Raw genomic sequence first — 16000 nt, forward strand, 5'->3', positions numbered from 1 at the left:
AAGTAGCCACACAGGGCGCGAGAGGGGATGGCGAAGCCGCGTGCATGCCTAGCGATGCCTTGCACCGTACCCTCACCCCAACCCCTCTCCCGGGGGGAGAGGGGCTAAGCGCGCCTCTGCAATGCGATGGCATATTTCTCCGCTTTGTCGCGTTGCTCAGGTATATCGACGCGATGAGTCCGCCTCCGTCCCGCCCCGCCCCGCACGACCCCACGTCGTCGCCGGTGGCGCTACCGTTGTCCATGGCCGGCCTGCAGGCCTACGCGCTGGCGCATTTCGGCAAGAGCCTGCTGTGGTACGCCGGCGAACTGCTGCTGATCTATTCGCTGACCGAACACGCCGGACTGGATGCGACCGCCGCCGGGCTGGTATTGGCGCTGGGCCTGCTGGTCAGCGCGGCGATCGGCCTCGGCGCCGGCTGGAGCCTGCGCCGGCAGCTGCGTGGGGTGGCCAGCGTCGGGCGCCTGCAGTGGCGGGGCCTGAGCACGGCGGCGCTGGCGCTGCTGCTGGTGTTCGCCGCGCCGCTGCTGCCGGCGCCGCTGCGGCTGGGCTACGTGCTGGTGCTCAGCCTGCAGTTCCGCATCGCCTACGCGGTCTGCGACGTGGCGCAGAACACCTTGCTGAGCCTGGTGCGTTGGCCGTGGCGCGGCCACGACGGCGCCAGCGCATTGCGTCTGGCCGGCAGCAGCATCGCGGCGCTGCTGATCAGCGTGATCGTTGGCGCGATGCTGGCGCGCGGTGCCGACGGCGCGGCCTTCGCACTGCAGGCCAGTGCCCTGCTGGCCGCGGTGGCGGTGCTGTGCGCCTGGCATCTGCGACGGGTGCTCCTGGGTGATGGCGCACCGCTGGCGGGCGCCATCGCCGACGCACCGACACGCACCGAACCGGCGCCTTGCTGGCGCGCGATTCCCTGGCAGCCGCTGCTGCTGATCGCCGCGATCTCACTGACCCTGCCCGCCTTCACCAAACTGGCGCCGTACGTGGCCGCCTACGGCCTGCTGTCGCCGGACTGGGGCAGCGCGGTGCTGATCGCCTATGCGCTGGGGTCGGTGCTGGTGCAGCCGCTGGCCGCTCGGCTGGGCCGGCAGCATCCGCCGCCGCAACGGCTGGCCTGGCTCGGCGCGGCGCTGCTGCTGAGCGCGCCGCTGTTCGCGCTGGCGCTGCCGGCGCAGCCGCGCCTGAGCCTGCTGGCGGCCGCGTGCATCGGCGCGATCGGCGGCAGCGGCGGCCAAGTGGTCTGGGCTTGGCATGCGCAGCTGACCGCCGAACGCGCGGTCGCCCAGCACGCGCTGTGCTTCGCCGCGCTGGTGGCCAGCGCACAGGTGGCGCTGGCCGCCGGCATCGCCGTGATCGGGCTGCTGCTGGGCGCGGTGGACTACCGCGAGAGCCATTGCCTGCTGTTGCGCTGGGCGATGGCCGCCGGTCCGCTGGCCTGCGGTGCGCTGTGCCTGCTGCTGGCGCTGCTGTCAGGGCGCCGCCCGCTCAGGCGAAGAAGGCTCGCTGCAATGGCATGAGCGCCGCGCCCAGGGTCACCGCGTCGCCCGCGGTACCCGCGATGCGCAGTTCCGGCAGCGGCGGCGCCAACCCATGCCGGTTGGGTGCACGCGGGATACGGATGCGTTCGATCAGGCGCTCGCCGATCGGCGCCGGCAGGCGCCCGCCGATGACGATCGCCTGTGGATCCAGGGTGTAGGCCAGGTACGCGCACAACTGCGAGAACGGCGCTTCGGCCAGCGCCAGCCAGGCGTCCACGCCCGGGCTGTGCGGGCCGATGTCGCCCAGCATCTGCTCCACGCCGGCGTAGTCCTGCCCCGCCGCGCGGACCAGCGCCAGCAATGCGTCCAGGTTCGGGTAGGCCATGCCGCCGACGGTCCAGATGCCGCCGAACTCGCCGGCATTGCCGCGATGGCCGCGGAACAGCCGGCCGTCGGCGATGATGCCGCCGCCGAAGCCGTTGGTCAGGTGCAGGTAGGCGAAATCGCGGCAGTCGCGGCCGACCCCGTACAGGCTCTCGGCCACCGCCGCCGCCGCGCCGTCGTTCTCCACCATGACCGCACAGCCCAGCGCGTCTTCCAGGATCGGACCCAGCTCGACCTGGGTCCAGTCCTCCAGCGCCGGTGGCCCGGCCATCTGCTGGCCCTGTCCGGTGAAGAAGGCCGAAATCGCCATGCCCGCGCCGACCACCCGCGCCGGATCCACGCCGGTTTCGGCGAACAGCTCCTCGCGGAACCGCAGCAGCTGCGCCAGCACCGGGGCGCGCCGCATGTCGGCCAGGCCGACGCGGCGCTGGCCGCGCACCGCGCCGGCGAAATCGACCAGGGCCAGCGCCACCACGTCGCCCATGAGGCCGATGCCGAACGCGTAGGCGTAGTCCGGGGCCAGGCGCACATCGACGCTGGGGTTGCCGCGGCCTTCGGCGGCGCGCGCGCTGAGCTGCACCATCTTGTCCTGCACGAAGCCCTGCAGCAGGCGTGCGACCGTGGGCTGCGACAGGCCCAGGTCGCGACTCAGCACCGCCTGGGTCTGCACCCCGGCCTTGAACACACGGTCGAGCAACTGGCGGCCGCCGACGCTGACGCGTGGGGGGAAGTCGGCATGGAGCATGGGACGAAGCGGACCCCGCAGTGGACATGGCGCAACGCTAGCATGTGGACATAAAAATTTCATACATAGCAAATAGTATTAACTGCACATACTTTCTCTGGGGAGCTCCATGCGTACCAACCATCCACACCGGAGCCTGCTCGCGCTGGCACTGTCTTCCGCTCTCGCCGCCGGCGCCCATGCCCAGGAGCCGCCGCAGGCACCCGCCGCCGACGCCACCACCACGCTGGATCAGATCGTCGTCACCGGTACCCCGCAGGGCCAGTCGCAGAAGGACGCACCGTTCGCGATCAGCGTGGTGTCCAAGCAACGCCTGGATCGCGCGGCGCCGAGCAGCAGCGTCGACATGCTGCGCGCCGTGCCCGGTTTCTCGGCCGAGCCCTCCGGCGGCCAGGGCGGCGGCCAGAACCTGTACGTGCGCGGCCTGCCCGCCGGCGGCTGGTACTACGTGCAGTACCAGGAAGACGGCATGACCCTGTTCGACGAGCCGCAGGAAAGCTTCTTCAACGTCGATACGCTGTTCTCGCTGGACATGATGACCGAGCGCCTGGAAGTGGTGCGCGGCGGCACCTCGCCGCTGTTCGCGACCAATGCACCGGGCGGCACGGTCAACGCCATCACCCGCCACGGCACCGCCACGCCCGAGGGCGCGGTGCGCATGACCGTCGGCAGCGACGGCCTGCGCCGCGAGGACGCCTACAGTTCCGGCCCGCTGAGCGAGAACGTGCTGTACAGCATCGGCGGCTACCACCGCAGCGACGACGGCTTGCGCGAGACCGGCTACACCGCCGACAAGGGCGGCCAGTTGCGCGGCAACCTGACCTTCCTGATGGGCGATGCGATCCTCGACGTGGACGCCAAATATCTCGACGACCGCACCGCGTTCTACAACCCGATTCCGCTGGACGATCCGCGCACGCCCTCGCAGTCGCTGTCGGCGCTGCTCGACGCGCTGGACGGCACCCTGCTGTCCAACGACCTGCGCCGGACCACGGTGCCGACCTTCGACGGCAACCGCATCCTGTCCCGCAACCTGGACCTGGCCGACGGCATCCACAACCAGGTCAAGCAACTCGGCACCCACCTGGAGTGGAACCTGGACGACGGCCTGACCCTGAACAATCGCATGCGCTTCGTCGATGCCGAGGTGGACTACACCGCGCTGTTCTCCGGCGCCGCGCCGTCCGACGCGGCCGCCTACCTGTCCACCCAGCTCGGCCGCGCGCGCACCGGTTTCGGCAACCGCGTGGCCCGCGTCGGCTACGTCACCAGCGGCACCGGCACCGCCTACGACCCGGCCGGCGCCGACGGCCTGGTGCTGGAAAGCGGCCTGTGGAACGCACGCACCCACCTGCGCACCCTGTCCGACGATCTGCGCCTGAGCAAAGCATTCGATGCATCGGCGCTCGGCCAGCACACCTTGACCGCCGGGGTGAACGTGCAGCACTTCGAATTCGCGCAGGATCGCCTGCAGAACACCGTGCTGACCACGCTGCAGAACAACGCGCAGCGCCTGGACGTGCTGGCCTACGATGCGGCCGGCAACGTGGTCGGCTCGGTGACCCAGAACGGCTTCGTGCGCTATGGCAACGGCGTGACTCGCGGCTTCGCCAACGGTACCTACCTGTCGCCGTACCTGTGGGACTCGGCCAGGTTCGGCCGCCTCGGCGTGGACGCCGGCGTGCGCTACACCCGCTACAGCGCCGACGGCGGCGTGTATGCCAACACCACGCGCAATCTCGGCAACCCCGGCACCCTGGCCGACGACAACGTCGGCGGCCTCAGCGGCGCGTTCAGCGCGCGCGAGGATCGCCGCCATGCCACGCAGTGGACGCTCGGCGCCGAGTTCGCGCTGACTCCGCAATTGCAGACCTTCGCTCGCTATACCAAGTCGCAGCGCCTGCCGCGATTGCAGAACGTCTACCAGACCCAGAACGCGGCGGTCACCGACATCGACCAGGCCGAGGCCGGCCTGCGCGGCGCCTTCGGCGATACCTTCTCGTTCTCCACCGTCGGCTTCTGGAGCCGCTTCAACGACCTGTCGGTCAGCGCGATCGTGCTCAACGATGCCGGTGCGGTGCAGACCCTGGCGCTGGTCGGCAAGACCCAGACCTTCGGCCTGGAATCGGAATTCACCTGGCGTCCGTCGGCGTACTTCGGCGTGACCGGCTCGGCCACGCTGCAGGATCCGCAGACGCGCAGCCTGGCCAATGCCACTACCGGCGTCAGCTACGGCGACCTGGACGGCAAGCAGATCGCGCGCATCCCCAGATTCATCGCCTCGCTGAGCCCGACCCTGTACTTCGACATCGCCGGGCGTCCGCTGGAACTCTCGGCCACCGCCTACCGCATGGGCCAGCGCTACGTCGACTACACCAACGCCACCGCGCTGCCCGCCTACACCACCTACGACCTGGGCGTGTTCGCCCACCTCAGCGACAACGTGGAACTGCAGCTGCATGCGGCCAACGTGGACAACGGCACCGGCCTGACCGAAGGCAACGCGCGGGTGGACACGCTGTCCGGGCAAGGCACCGCCGAGGCGATCTATGCGCGACCGATCTTCGGCCGCAACTACAACGCGTCGCTGACCTGGCGGTGGTGAGCATGCGCTGCCGGAAACTGCTGATGGGTGCGGCGATCTGGCTGCCGCTGATCGCGGCGGCAGCGCCGTCGCTCCCCGAGCGCCTGCGCGATCCGCATGGCGATACGCTGGTGGTGTCGCATCGCGCGTGCTGGAAGTTCGCCGCGGAGAACACCCTCGACGGCATCGCCGCGTGCATCGCGCGCGGCGTGGACATGGTCGAGGTCGACGTGCGCACCACCCGCGACGGCACGCTGGTGCTGATGCACGACGAGCGCGTGGATCGCACCACCGACGGAAATGGCGCAGTGGCCGACCTGGACGCGGCGCAGATCGCCGCGTTGCGCGTGCGTACACACGGTGGCGGCCGCAACAGCACACTCACCCACTGGCACCCGCCGACGCTGGCGCAGGCGCTGGCAACGGCGCGCGGCAAGGTACTGGTAAACCTGGACGTCAAGGCCGCCGCACTGGAGCAGATCATCGACGTGGTCGAGGCGGCCGGTGCACAACGCGAGGTGCTGTTGAACGTACCGCTGGACGTGCCGCCGGCTGCGCTGCAGCGCGCGCACGCAGCCGGCATCGCGCTGCAGGTGCTGTACCTGCAGCGCGAAACCGCGCTTTCGCCGCAGCAGGCGCTGCGCCGCGCCGCCGCGCTGCGTCCGGCGGTGGTGCAGTTGATGTTCGACGACCCGGCAGTGTTGGACATCGCCCAACGCGAACTGGCGCCACGCGCGCGCCTGTTCGTCAACACGATGACCAACGACATCGCCAGCGGCCGGCCGATGCGGCTGTCGGCGAACTACACCGACCAGCGCGCGCTGCGCGATCCGGCCAGCGTCTGGGGCGCGCTGCGTGCGCATGGGGTGAGCATGATCCAGACCGACGAGCCGCTGGCGCTGCAACGCTATCTGCGCGCTGCGCAGTAGCCACCAGCGCGTATCACGCGGCAGCGCCGCCGGGTCCGCTGCCGATGCGCAGGCCACCGCCGCGGACCTGCCGCCGGTGCCGCAGCGCGCGACGCTGCCGGCGCAACGCCGAGTGCTGCAACAGCACAACCGCGCCTGCGCCGATGCGCATCTGGCGCAGCTGCAGCATGCTCGCGACGCCGACCGCGTGGCATCGATGCCGCGCGTGGCCGTGGCGGTATCGCGGATCCGGCAAGCCGGCGTCACCATGCGCTCGCGACTGCCAGAGCCGGACGCTGGCGAAACGCCGGCCGCCGCAACCAGACGCAGGCCGACACAGGCGTGAAATCGCCCGCATTGCGGCGTGCTCGACCGGCCTGAGAGCGCCCACACCGGCAAGGACCGTGAACCCTGTCAACAACCGGGGTTCAGTTGCGATTGGGGAAGCGGCGCCTATTGTGCGCGCCACTTCCGATCCGCCCATCTTGGTGGATCCGCCGGCCTCCAGATTTGCGCCGGCACCCGGGCGACCCGTGACAGGCCGCCTCCCCATGACGCCAAGCCGCATCGCCTTGCCGCGCCACCCGGTGCAGCCCCGATGACGGCCCATACGGAGCAAGGAGTTATATGAAACTGGCCTGGATACTCTGGTTGTCGCAGCTGTTGCCGCAACCCGCCGCCGATTCGCTGTGTTTGAGCACCACCGTCTATCTGGAAGCGCGCGACCAGACGCTGCGCGGCCAGCAGGCCGTCGCCGAAGTGGCGCTGCGGCGCCTGGACAGCGGCCTGTGGGGCAACTCGATGTGCCAGGTGGTCACCGCGCGCAAGCAGTTCGCGCCGGGACTGGTGAAACCGGGCACCGAATTGAAGAACGACGACGCCTGGGCCGATGCGGTCGACGTCGCCTTCGCCGCCGAGCGCAACTGGGCGTTGCCGCAAGGCCAGCGCAAGGAGATCGTGCCCGGCGCCAGCCATTTCGCCGCGCATGCGATCGCCAGCCCGAGCTGGCGCAACGCCTACCAGGTGGCGACGATCGGCGACCACACGTTCTACCGCGTGCAGAAGCTGCGGCCGCGCAACGCTTCCTGACCCGCGTCGCTGCACTGTCGCCAACTGCACGCAGGGCCGGGTACGCTTCCCGGCCCTTTGTCCGTGTGGAGTGCTGCCATGAAACTGTATGCCAAACCCGGCGCCTGCTCGCTGGCCGACCACATCGCGTTGCGCTGGGCAGCGTTGCCGTTCGAACTGGAACTGCTCGATGCCGCGTCGATGAAGGCGCCAGCCTATCTCGCCATCAATCCCGCCGGCGCGGTGCCTGCGCTGCAGGTGGACGACTGGGTGCTGACCCAGAACTCGGCGATCCTCAACTACATCGCCGATCGCGCACCAGCGGCGCAGCTGGCCGGCGACGGCAGCGCGCGCAGCCGCGCCGAAGTGCAGCGTTGGCTCGCCTTCCTCAACGCCGACCTGCATCCGGCCTTCCATCCGCTGTTCGGCAGCACGCGCTACCTGGAGGACGCGGCGGTGATCGCGCGCACCCAGGAACATGCGCGCGAGCGCGTGCGCACGCTGTACGCACGCGTGGATGCGCAACTGGCGACGCAGCCGTGGCTCGCCGGCGCACAACGCTCGATCGCCGATGCCTATCTGTTCGTCACGCTGCGTTGGGCGCAAGCGCTGAAGATCGAACTCGGTGCCAACCTGCAGGACTTCTTCGCGCGCATGGCGGCAGATCCGCAGGTGCAGGCGGCGCTGCAGGCCGAAGGGCTGAATTGAGTGCAGGTACGCCACATCGCGGGCGGGGCGTTATGTGCATGGAGCAGTTGCTAGAGAATTTCCACATCGGATGACGCCACTGTGCGAGCGACTTCAGTGGCGACGAGCCTTCCCGGCAAAGCCGTCGCGACTGAAGTCGCTCCCACAACATTTCGCGAACTGCACATGCTCGAGTAAACACTGCTTCAATGCGGATCGGCGCCAAGCGTATCCTGCAGCCAGCGCGCGGCCAGCGCCGGACGCTTGGCCTTGCCGAGCGCGGCGGTGAACTCCGGCAGCAGCGCTTCGAGCGCGGCGGCATCGCTGCAGCGCTCGATCTTCAACTGCATGAAATAGCCCTTCAGTCCCAGGTGCTGGCGCACCGCTTCGCTCATCGCTTCGTAGAGCTGCGAATAGCGCTGCGCCGCTTCGCGCGAGACCGGCGCATCGGCTGGATGCGCCAAGGCGTGGACGGCACCGGCTACCGTCGCCGCCGATGCCGGCGGCGGCGCGCTCGATGCCGATGCCGATGTCGCAGGCGGCGCCGACGGATCGCCGCCGCGGCGGATCAATCCCCTCTGCTGCAGCTGCGCCAATGCATCTTCCGGCGCATGCAGGCCGGCGACGATCTGCTGCAGCGCGGCGGCATCTTTTTGTCCATCCACCACCAGCAGGATCGAGCGCAGCTGCGCCGGCAGCCGGCGCGCGCGGTCCGCGATCTCCTGCCGTCCCGCTTCGGTCTTGGCATAACGCTCGCTCATTCCCCGCCCTCCCCTGGTTGCGCGTCAGCGTTGCTGCGCGCTGAGGCGCGCGGCGCGGCCTCAGCGTCCCAATACCCGACGGATCTCGTCGAGCGCGCCCGGATCGTCCAGCGTCGACAGGTCGCCGGGATCGCGCTGCTCGGCCAAGGCCTGCAACGAGCGCCGCAGCAACTTGCCCGAGCGCGTCTTCGGCAACGCCTGCACCAGGTACACCTGCGCCGGCCGCGCCACCGCGCCGAGCCGCTCGACCACGCATTGCCGCAACTGCTCGGCGATGCCGGCGGCGGCGGCGGGCGCCGCCTGCGCCTTCAGCGTCGCGAACACCACCGGCACCTGTCCCTTCAGTTCGTCGTGCATGCCGATCACCGCCACTTCGGCCACGTCCGGGTGGCCGGCGATGGCCTCTTCGATTTCGCGCGTGCCCAGGCGATGGCCGGCGACATTGATCACGTCGTCGGTACGGCCGAGGATGAAGGTATAGCCGTCGTCGTCGCGGATCGCCCAGTCCAGCGAGCTGTACAGCAATTCGTCGAAATGGCCGAAATAGCTGCGCAGGAAGCGCGCGTCGTCGTTCCACACCGTGGTCATGCAGCCCGGCGGCAGCGGCGGCTCGATCACCAGCACGCCCTTGCGTCCGGCCGGCACCTCGACGCCTTGCGCGTCGACGATGTTCATCTTGTAGCCCAGGTTGGGAAACCCCGGCGAACCCGGCTTGACCGGCCGCATTTCCAGTCCAGGCAGCAGGGTCAGCGCCGGCCAGCCGGTCTCGGTCTGCCAGTAGTTGTCGATGACCGGCTTGCCCAGCGCCTCCCCGATCCACAGCGCGGTCGGCTCGTCCAGCGGTTCTCCGGCCAGGAACAGGTACTGCAGCGCGCTCAGGTCGCGATCATGGATGTAGTGCGCCGGGTGCTTCTTCAGCACCCGGATCGCGGTCGGCGAGGAGAACATGGTGCGCACCCGGTACTTCTCGCACAGCGCCCACCACACGCCGGGATCCGGATTGACCGGCAAGCCCTCGTACAGCAGCGAGGTGCAGCCGGCGATCAGCGGACCGTACACGTTGTACGAATGGCCGACCGCCCAGCCGACATCGGAGGTGGAGAACATCACCTGGCCCGGCGCGCAATCGAACACCGTGCGCATCGACAGCGCCAGCGCCACCGCATAGCCGCCGACGTCGCGCTGCACGCCCTTGGGCTTGCCGGTGGTGCCGGAGGTGTACAGCAGGTAGCTGGGTTCGTTGGATTCCAGCCACGCCACCGGCACCTGCGCGTCGCTGACCTGCGCGCGCAACTCGGCGTAGTCCACGTCGCGGCCGTCGTTGCGCGGCTGCGCCGGATCCAGCCCGCGCGAGACGATCAGCACCTTCGGCGGCGGCGCGCTGGCTTCCGCGCAGGCAGCATCGACCAGCGGCTTGTACGGAATGATCTTGCCGCCGCGACTGCCGGCGTCGGCGGCGATCAGCAGCTTCGGCGCCGCATCGTCGATGCGCAGCGCCAGGTTGTGCGCGGCGAAGCCGCCGAACACCACCGAGTGCACCGCGCCGATGCGCGCGCAGGCCAGCATCGCGAACACCGCCTCGGCCATGTTCGGCATGTAGATCACCACGCGGTCGCCGCGCTGCACGTCCAGGCGCAGCAGCACCGCGGCGAAGGCGACGACCTCGGCGTGCAGCTGCGCATAGGTGAATTCGCGGGTCTGCCCGGTCTCGCTGGACACCGCCACCAGCGCCAGCTGCGCGGCGCGCTCGGGCAGGTGCCGATCGACCGCGTTGTAGCACAGGTTGGTCAGCCCGCCGCCGAACCAGCGCCGGAACGGCGGGTCGTCGTATTCCAGGATCGCCTGCGGCGGCCGCTGCCAGTGGATGGCCTTGGCCTGCTCGGCCCAGAACTCCTGCGGCTGCTCGATCGAGCGCCGGTACAGCGTCGCGTAGTCCATGCGGCCCCTCCCAAGGCGATGCACCGCCCCGAGCATAGTCCCTGCGCGGCGCGGGCGTCCTTCCGACCTTGGTCGAACGGCGCGGGCGGCCGAACGCCTGAATCAAGCCCCGCCGCGGAGCGGCGTTGGCCTGGACGAATTGTCAGGCGCCTTCATCGACCGAGCGCAGCAATGTCAGGTTCGCACAGTCCTCCGACTCCAGCACCCGACCAGCCCGTGCCGTGTCGATCATCACCCCTGCGCCGAACTCCAACCGAAACCATTCCCTCGAGGCCGCGTCTTCTTCCAGGGGAAAGTCGCCGGTGCTGACCACAAAGAGCACTGTGGATGGGCTTTGGTCATCGAACCACCTGACCAGGTCGCCGCGGCGGACGGGAATGTCTGTACCGGGGTAGCAAGGCACCGTCATGGCACGTCCGACTACCGCTTCTGCGCTGCCGCTTTCGCCTCCGCAGCCGCACGCGGCGGCGCATTCTTCACGTAGCGGTCGAACCACTCCAGCATCTCGGCCACGACGTCCTCGTTGGACTCGCGCGCCGTGTACCAGTGCGGCTCGAACGGCAGCAGCACCAGCCGCGCGGTGCCGCCGTTGCCGCGGATCGCCTGGAACAGGCGCGGCGCCTGGGTGGTTTCGGTGCCGGGATTGGCGTCGTCCATGCCGTGCACGATCAGCAGCGGCTCGTTGATCTTGTCGGCATGGAAGAACGCCGAGGCCTGCGCGTAGACCTCCGGCGCGGCCCAGAACGAGCGCCGCTCGTTCTGGAAGCCGAACGGCGTGAGGGTCTTGTTGTAGCTGCCGCTGGTCGCCACGCCGGCACGGAACAGGTCGGTATGCGCGAGCAGGTTGGCCGCCATCAGCGCGCCGTGGCTGTGCCCGGTGACGCCGATCCGCTGCCGGTCGACCACGCCCAGTTCCACCGCCTTGTCCACCGCGGCGGTGGCGTTGTCCACCAGTTGCTGCAGATAGGTGTCGTAGGCGGTCCTGGGATCGCCGACGATCGGGAACGCGGTGTCGTCGATGATCGCGTAGCCGGCCAGCAACAGCAGCTGGTAGGAACTCAGGCGGGTGAAGTCGCGCTCGTTGGCGCCGCTGACCTGGCCGGCCTTGGACGGGTCGGCGTAGTCGAGCGGATAGGCGTACAGGATCGCCGGCACCCGCGTGCCTTCCTTGTAGCCGGGCGGCGTGTACAGGGTGAACGACAGCTCCACGCCATCCTTGCGCTTGTAGGTCACCAGGCGCTTCTTGATCTGCCGCACCAGCGGCGTCGGATCGGGGAAGCGGGTGACCGGCACGATGCTCGATGCGTAGACCGCCTCGCCCGCCGCCGCGCCAGGCTGCGCCAGGCCCAGCGTGCGCAGATACACGTTCGGCGGATCGGTCGGCGACTGGCGCCAGGTCAGCAGCCGGGTGGTGTCGTCGCCGGCGAACCCGGCGAACACCTCGTCGACGCTGGCATCGCTGCGGAACAGGCGCTCGGTCTTGCCGCTGGCCAGCGCGTAGCGGTCGAGGAAGGCGCGGTCGCCGGCGGGCGTGGCGCCCTGCCCGCTCAGGAACAGCGCACCGCGGTCCTCGCGCAACACCGCTTCGCCATTGGCCAGCACATGCAGTTCCGGGGTGCCGGGATCGGCATACAGATCGTCGGTGGACAGATCGAACAGCACGCGTCCGGGCGTGCCGGGACGGTCGGCGTCCAGCAGCGTGGTGCGCCGCCAGTGGCGGTTCTCGTCGTAGTCGTCCAGCAGCGCCTGCCCGCCCTGGGCGAACCAGGACAGCCCGGCGTAGCGCTGGGTCACCCGCGCCAGTTCGCGCGGCTTGCCGGTGAACGGCGCCGCCAGGGTCAACAGCTTGTCGCGCGCCGGCACGTTGGCCTTCCAATCGCCGCCGTCCAACGCTTCGGCCCAGACCAGCGTGGCCGGCTGGTTGGCCCGCCAGGAGTAGGCGCGCGGACCGGTCGGCACACCCTGCACCGGCACCCGGTCGGCGACCGGCAGATCGGCCAGCACGCGCTCGCCGCCATTGGACAGATCGAGCACCGCCACATCGTGGGCGAAACGCGCATAGGTGGTGACGTAGGAATACGGCCGCTTGAGCCGCTCCACGCGCACATGGCGGCCATCGGGCGCGCCATCCACCGCGGTATAGACCGCCGGCGCGCCGACCTTGCGCTGCTTGCCGCTGGCCGCATCGACGGTGAGCAGTTGCGAGGTGGCGTAGTACGCGAACAGCGCCTCGTCCTCGGGACTGGACAGCGTGTCGCGCGCCTCGTAGGTGCTGCTCTCGCCCTTGCCCTGGATGGTTTCCTTGACCTCCGGCCCCGGCGGCACCGCGGCCTTGCGCGGCGCGGCGCCCAGGTCCTGCGGCACGGTCTTCAGCAGCAGCGTGTCGCTGCCACCCAGCCACTGGATCTCGCCGCCCAGCACCGGGTTGAGCTGCACGCCGTCGATGCGGCGCACATTGCCGGTGGCGACGTCGCCCAGCCACAGTTCGACGCGGTCGGCGGCGGTGTTGTTGAAGGCAAAACGGCGACCGTCCGGCGACCACACCGGCAGCGCCGGACAGGCGCCGGCCGGCAGGGTCACCGCGGTCTGCTTGCCGCTGGCCACGTCGACCAGGCTGAAACCTTCCAGGCAGGCGCGGATGCCGTAGCCATTGGACATGTCGTGGCGGCTGTGGCTGCGCGGCTCCACGCGCACCCCGGCCAGCTTCAGGTACGGCTCGGCGACGCGCGCGATCGGCGGATACCGGGTGCGCTCCACCAGCAGCAGCGTCTTGCCCGTGGGATCCAAGCGCGGCGACGGATTGAGCGGCGCGCGCATCACCCCCAGCAGCGGCTCCGGCGGCTGCCGGTAGCCGCTGTCCGCGGCGGCGGCGGTGAACGGCAACACGCTGGCGAGCGCCAGCGACAAGACCCACCGGTACGGCATGACCATAGAAATTGTCCCTGGCGAATGGCTGCGAAAACGTAGCACACCGCACTGGCCTCTCCAGTCCCTCCATGAAGCCGACATCTTTTCTCCGACGGGGAAGATGGCCCGCAGGGCCGGATGAGGGTCCGGGCGCAGCCTCGTGCACCCAAACTCCGCGGGACGCTGCGCGCCGAACCCTCACCCCAACCCCTCTCCCGGCGGGAGAGGGGCTTTTGGCGGCCTGGCTCTGCAGGCTTGCGGCCGGTCGCCCCCCCCCCCCCCCCCAGCCTCCAACTCCCCGGAGCCGCCCCCCTTCCGGAAACGTTTCGGGCAAGGCGGCCTGCAGGTTCGGATCCCCACAACGCAGAACGCCGGGCAGAGCCCGGCGTTCGGTGACGCGATCGCGCAGCGATCAGCCCAGCAGGTGCGCCACGCCGCTGCGCTCTTCTTCCAGCTCGGCCAGGGTCTTGTCGATGTACTTCTGGCTGAAGTCGTCGATCGGCAGATCCTTGACCAGGGTGTACTCGCCGTTCTCGGTGGTCACCGCGAAGCCGAACATCACCCCTTCCGGGGTGCCGTAGGAACCGTCGGACGGCACGCCCATGGTCACCCACTTGCCGTTGCTGCCCAGCACCCAGTCGCGCACGTGGTCGATGGCGGCGTTGGCGGCCGAGGCGGCCGAGGACGAGCCGCGCGCCTCGATGATCGCCGCGCCGCGCTTGCCCACGGTCGGGATGAAGGTGCCGGCGTTCCACTCCTGGTCGTTGATCGCCTCGGCGATGGACGCGCCCTCGACGGTGGCGAAGCGGTAGTCCGGATACATGGTCGGGCTGTGGTTGCCCCACACCACCAGCTTCTCGATGCCGCCGACCGGCTTGCCGAGCTTGCCGGCCAGCTGGCTCAGCGCGCGGTTGTGGTCCAGGCGCAGCATGGCGGTGAAGTTCTTCGGGTTCAGGTCCGGCGCCGACTTCATCGCGATGTAGGCGTTGGTGTTGGCCGGGTTGCCGACCACCAGCACCTTGACGTTGCGGCTGGCGACCTTGTTCAGCGCCGCGCCCTGCGCGGTGAAGATCTTGGCGTTCTCCAGCAGCAGGTCCTTGCGCTCCATGCCCGGGCCGCGCGGACGCGCGCCGACCAGCAGGGCCACGTCGGCGTCCTTGAACGCCACTTCGGCGTCGTCGGTGCCGACCATGCCGGCCAGCAGCGGGAACGCGCAGTCCTCCAGTTCCATCATCACGCCCTTCAGCGCGGCCTGGGCCTTCTCCATCGGCAGCTCGAGCATCTGCAGGATCACCGGCTGGTCCTTGCCCAGCATTTCGCCGGAGGCGATACGGAACAGCAGGGCATAGCCGATCTGGCCGGCAGCGCCGGTCACAGCAACACGTACGGGTGTCTTCATGGGGGGTTCCTCTGCTAAAAAAGGGATAAGAGTCAGTAGACGCGGTAGCCGAGCGGCAGCAGGTGCGCGTCCAGGGCGGCGGTGTCGTAGCCGTCGATCACGTGCTGGCCGATCACCGTGATCGGCACGCCTTCGCGGCCCAGCGCGGCGGCGGCCAGGCGGCCGTCCTCCTGCTCCACGTCGAGCACGCGGTAGCGGACCTGGGCGCGTTCGAAATCGGCCCGTTGCCGGCGGCAGTAGCCGCACCAGTCGGCGGCCAGCATGACGATGCCGTCTTCGCCGGTGCGCAGCCGCGGATCGCCGGCGGCGAGCGCGGCCGGCGTCTGCGCCTGGCCGCTGCGCCACCACGTATGCACGCCGCCACCGATTCCGAGCAGCACCATGCACAACAGAAGGGGACGCATCGTCATCGAGGGTCGGGCGCGGCAGTCAACCGGGAAATGTTAGCACGCAGGCCGGTTGCGACCGGCCTGGCGGCCGACCGCAGCGGCAGCGCTCAGGCGCTGAGCAGGCGGTTCCACTCGGCGACGCGGTCGGCCTTGGCCGCCAGCACCGCATCAGCGTCGCCTTCGATGGTGATCTTGTTGATCGCATCGCCCTGGACGACGCTGTCGACCACGTCCAGGCCCTGGGTCACCTTGCCGAACACGGTGTGCTTGCCGTCCAGCCACGGGGTGGCGGTGTGGGTGATGAAGAACTGGCTGCCGTTGGTGGCCGGGCCGGCATTGGCCATCGACAGCACGCCGCGCTCGTGGCGCACGCCGTTGCTGGTCTCGTCCTCGAAACGGTAGCCCGGTCCGCCGCGGCCGGAGCCTTCCGGGCAGCCGCCCTGGATCATGAAGTCGGCGATCACGCGATGGAAGCTGAGCCCGTCGTAGAAGCCGCGCTTGGCCAGGTTCACGAAGTTGGCCACGGTCAGCGGCGCCTTGTCGGGATACAGCTCGATCGTGATCGGGCCGCGGGCGGTGTCGAAATGGGCGATCAGGGACATGGGATTCCTTGGAAACGGGGGCGTCATTTGGGGCGCATAGGATACACGGAGGCCCGTTTCGCCCGCTCCAGGGCTCCCGATTCGGGGACTGAATGGCGCCGCCGCCAGCCGCCGAATCCTGAACCGGCAGGCGCGCCGCGATACAGGTATAAT

The 16000-nt window shown here is 69.6% G+C and carries 14 protein-coding genes; 5 read left to right on the plus strand and 9 right to left on the minus strand.

Annotated features, from left to right (window positions below):
- The first annotated feature begins 173 nt into the window (after nucleotides 1-173).
- Nucleotides 174-1514, plus strand: a complete 1341-nt coding sequence (locus NRY95_16815) for an MFS transporter (GenBank protein ID UYC15362.1) — start codon at nucleotides 174-176, stop codon at nucleotides 1512-1514.
- On the opposite strand, the gene NRY95_16820 is transcribed toward NRY95_16815, so the two are convergent.
- Nucleotides 1483-2604, minus strand: coding sequence for an ROK family protein (locus NRY95_16820; protein ID UYC15363.1), 1122 nt, complete (start codon nucleotides 2602-2604; stop codon nucleotides 1483-1485). The genes NRY95_16815 and NRY95_16820 overlap by 32 nt on opposite strands.
- Nucleotides 2605-2713: 109 nt before the next feature.
- Between NRY95_16820 and NRY95_16825 the strand changes: the two genes are divergently transcribed.
- Complete coding sequence (locus NRY95_16825; GenBank protein UYC15364.1) at nucleotides 2714-5209, plus strand: TonB-dependent receptor plug domain-containing protein; 2496 nt, start codon at nucleotides 2714-2716, stop codon at nucleotides 5207-5209.
- A gap of 23 nt (nucleotides 5210-5232) precedes the next feature.
- Complete coding sequence (locus tag NRY95_16830; GenBank protein ID UYC15365.1) at nucleotides 5233-6117, plus strand: glycerophosphodiester phosphodiesterase family protein; 885 nt, start codon at nucleotides 5233-5235, stop codon at nucleotides 6115-6117.
- 13 nt (nucleotides 6118-6130) lie between these two features.
- On the opposite strand, the gene NRY95_16835 is transcribed toward NRY95_16830, so the two are convergent.
- Nucleotides 6131-6286 (minus strand): hypothetical protein, encoded by a 156-nt coding sequence (locus NRY95_16835; protein ID UYC15366.1) that lies wholly within the window; start codon nucleotides 6284-6286, stop codon nucleotides 6131-6133.
- 437 nt (nucleotides 6287-6723) lie between these two features.
- Between NRY95_16835 and NRY95_16840 the strand changes: the two genes are divergently transcribed.
- Nucleotides 6724-7185, plus strand: a complete 462-nt coding sequence (locus NRY95_16840; protein UYC15367.1) for a cell wall hydrolase — start codon at nucleotides 6724-6726, stop codon at nucleotides 7183-7185.
- 78 nt (nucleotides 7186-7263) lie between these two features.
- Nucleotides 7264-7872 carry a glutathione binding-like protein gene (locus NRY95_16845; protein UYC15368.1) on the plus strand — a complete coding sequence of 203 codons (609 nt, stop codon included), beginning with the start codon at nucleotides 7264-7266 and terminating at the stop codon, nucleotides 7870-7872.
- A 185-nt stretch (nucleotides 7873-8057) separates the two neighbouring features.
- Here the strand turns inward: NRY95_16845 and NRY95_16850 are convergent, their stop codons facing one another.
- From NRY95_16850 to NRY95_16880, 7 genes are all read right to left on the minus strand, one after another.
- On the minus strand, nucleotides 8058-8612 hold the full coding sequence (locus NRY95_16850) for a hypothetical protein (GenBank protein UYC15369.1): 555 nt from the start codon (nucleotides 8610-8612) through the stop codon (nucleotides 8058-8060).
- A 60-nt stretch (nucleotides 8613-8672) separates the two neighbouring features.
- A complete protein-coding gene (prpE, locus tag NRY95_16855; GenBank protein ID UYC15370.1) occupies nucleotides 8673-10550 on the minus strand; it encodes a propionate--CoA ligase in 1878 nt (625 codons plus the stop codon).
- A gap of 142 nt (nucleotides 10551-10692) precedes the next feature.
- Nucleotides 10693-10959: a hypothetical protein gene (locus tag NRY95_16860; protein UYC15371.1), complete on the minus strand. Its 267-nt coding sequence runs from the start codon at nucleotides 10957-10959 to the stop codon at nucleotides 10693-10695.
- A gap of 11 nt (nucleotides 10960-10970) precedes the next feature.
- Nucleotides 10971-13481, minus strand: a complete 2511-nt coding sequence (locus NRY95_16865; GenBank protein UYC15372.1) for a prolyl oligopeptidase family serine peptidase — start codon at nucleotides 13479-13481, stop codon at nucleotides 10971-10973.
- 388 nt (nucleotides 13482-13869) lie between these two features.
- Complete coding sequence (locus tag NRY95_16870) at nucleotides 13870-14856, minus strand: malate dehydrogenase (protein ID UYC15373.1); 987 nt, start codon at nucleotides 14854-14856, stop codon at nucleotides 13870-13872.
- Between the two features lie 32 nt (nucleotides 14857-14888).
- The gene (locus NRY95_16875; protein ID UYC15374.1) at nucleotides 14889-15260 is read right to left on the minus strand and encodes a glutaredoxin family protein; all 372 of its coding nucleotides are present in this window, start codon (nucleotides 15258-15260) and stop codon (nucleotides 14889-14891) included.
- Nucleotides 15261-15352: 92 nt separating this feature from the next.
- Nucleotides 15353-15847: a peptidylprolyl isomerase gene (locus tag NRY95_16880; protein ID UYC15375.1), complete on the minus strand. Its 495-nt coding sequence runs from the start codon at nucleotides 15845-15847 to the stop codon at nucleotides 15353-15355.
- Nucleotides 15848-16000: the final 153 nt, after the last annotated feature.

The organism is Xanthomonas campestris pv. phormiicola (genome assembly GCA_025666215.1).
Taxonomy (GTDB): Bacteria; Pseudomonadota; Gammaproteobacteria; order Xanthomonadales; family Xanthomonadaceae; genus Xanthomonas_A; species Xanthomonas_A campestris_A.

Coding starts and splice junctions, on each gene's coding strand:
- NRY95_16845 (UYC15368.1), top strand. CDS start 7,264: ATGAAACTGTATGCCAAACCCGGCGCCTGCTCGCTGGCCGACCACATC.
- NRY95_16825 (UYC15364.1), top strand. CDS start 2,714: ATGCGTACCAACCATCCACACCGGAGCCTGCTCGCGCTGGCACTGTCT.
- NRY95_16840 (UYC15367.1), top strand. CDS start 6,724: ATGAAACTGGCCTGGATACTCTGGTTGTCGCAGCTGTTGCCGCAACCC.
- NRY95_16835 (UYC15366.1), bottom strand. CDS start 6,286: ATGCTGCAGCTGCGCCAGATGCGCATCGGCGCAGGCGCGGTTGTGCTG.
- NRY95_16875 (UYC15374.1), bottom strand. CDS start 15,260: ATGCGTCCCCTTCTGTTGTGCATGGTGCTGCTCGGAATCGGTGGCGGC.
- NRY95_16870 (UYC15373.1), bottom strand. CDS start 14,856: ATGAAGACACCCGTACGTGTTGCTGTGACCGGCGCTGCCGGCCAGATC.
- NRY95_16880 (UYC15375.1), bottom strand. CDS start 15,847: ATGTCCCTGATCGCCCATTTCGACACCGCCCGCGGCCCGATCACGATC.
- NRY95_16860 (UYC15371.1), bottom strand. CDS start 10,959: ATGACGGTGCCTTGCTACCCCGGTACAGACATTCCCGTCCGCCGCGGC.
- NRY95_16815 (UYC15362.1), top strand. CDS start 174: ATGAGTCCGCCTCCGTCCCGCCCCGCCCCGCACGACCCCACGTCGTCG.
- prpE (UYC15370.1), bottom strand. CDS start 10,550: ATGGACTACGCGACGCTGTACCGGCGCTCGATCGAGCAGCCGCAGGAG.
- NRY95_16820 (UYC15363.1), bottom strand. CDS start 2,604: ATGCTCCATGCCGACTTCCCCCCACGCGTCAGCGTCGGCGGCCGCCAG.
- NRY95_16830 (UYC15365.1), top strand. CDS start 5,233: ATGGGTGCGGCGATCTGGCTGCCGCTGATCGCGGCGGCAGCGCCGTCG.
- NRY95_16865 (UYC15372.1), bottom strand. CDS start 13,481: ATGGTCATGCCGTACCGGTGGGTCTTGTCGCTGGCGCTCGCCAGCGTG.
- NRY95_16850 (UYC15369.1), bottom strand. CDS start 8,612: ATGAGCGAGCGTTATGCCAAGACCGAAGCGGGACGGCAGGAGATCGCG.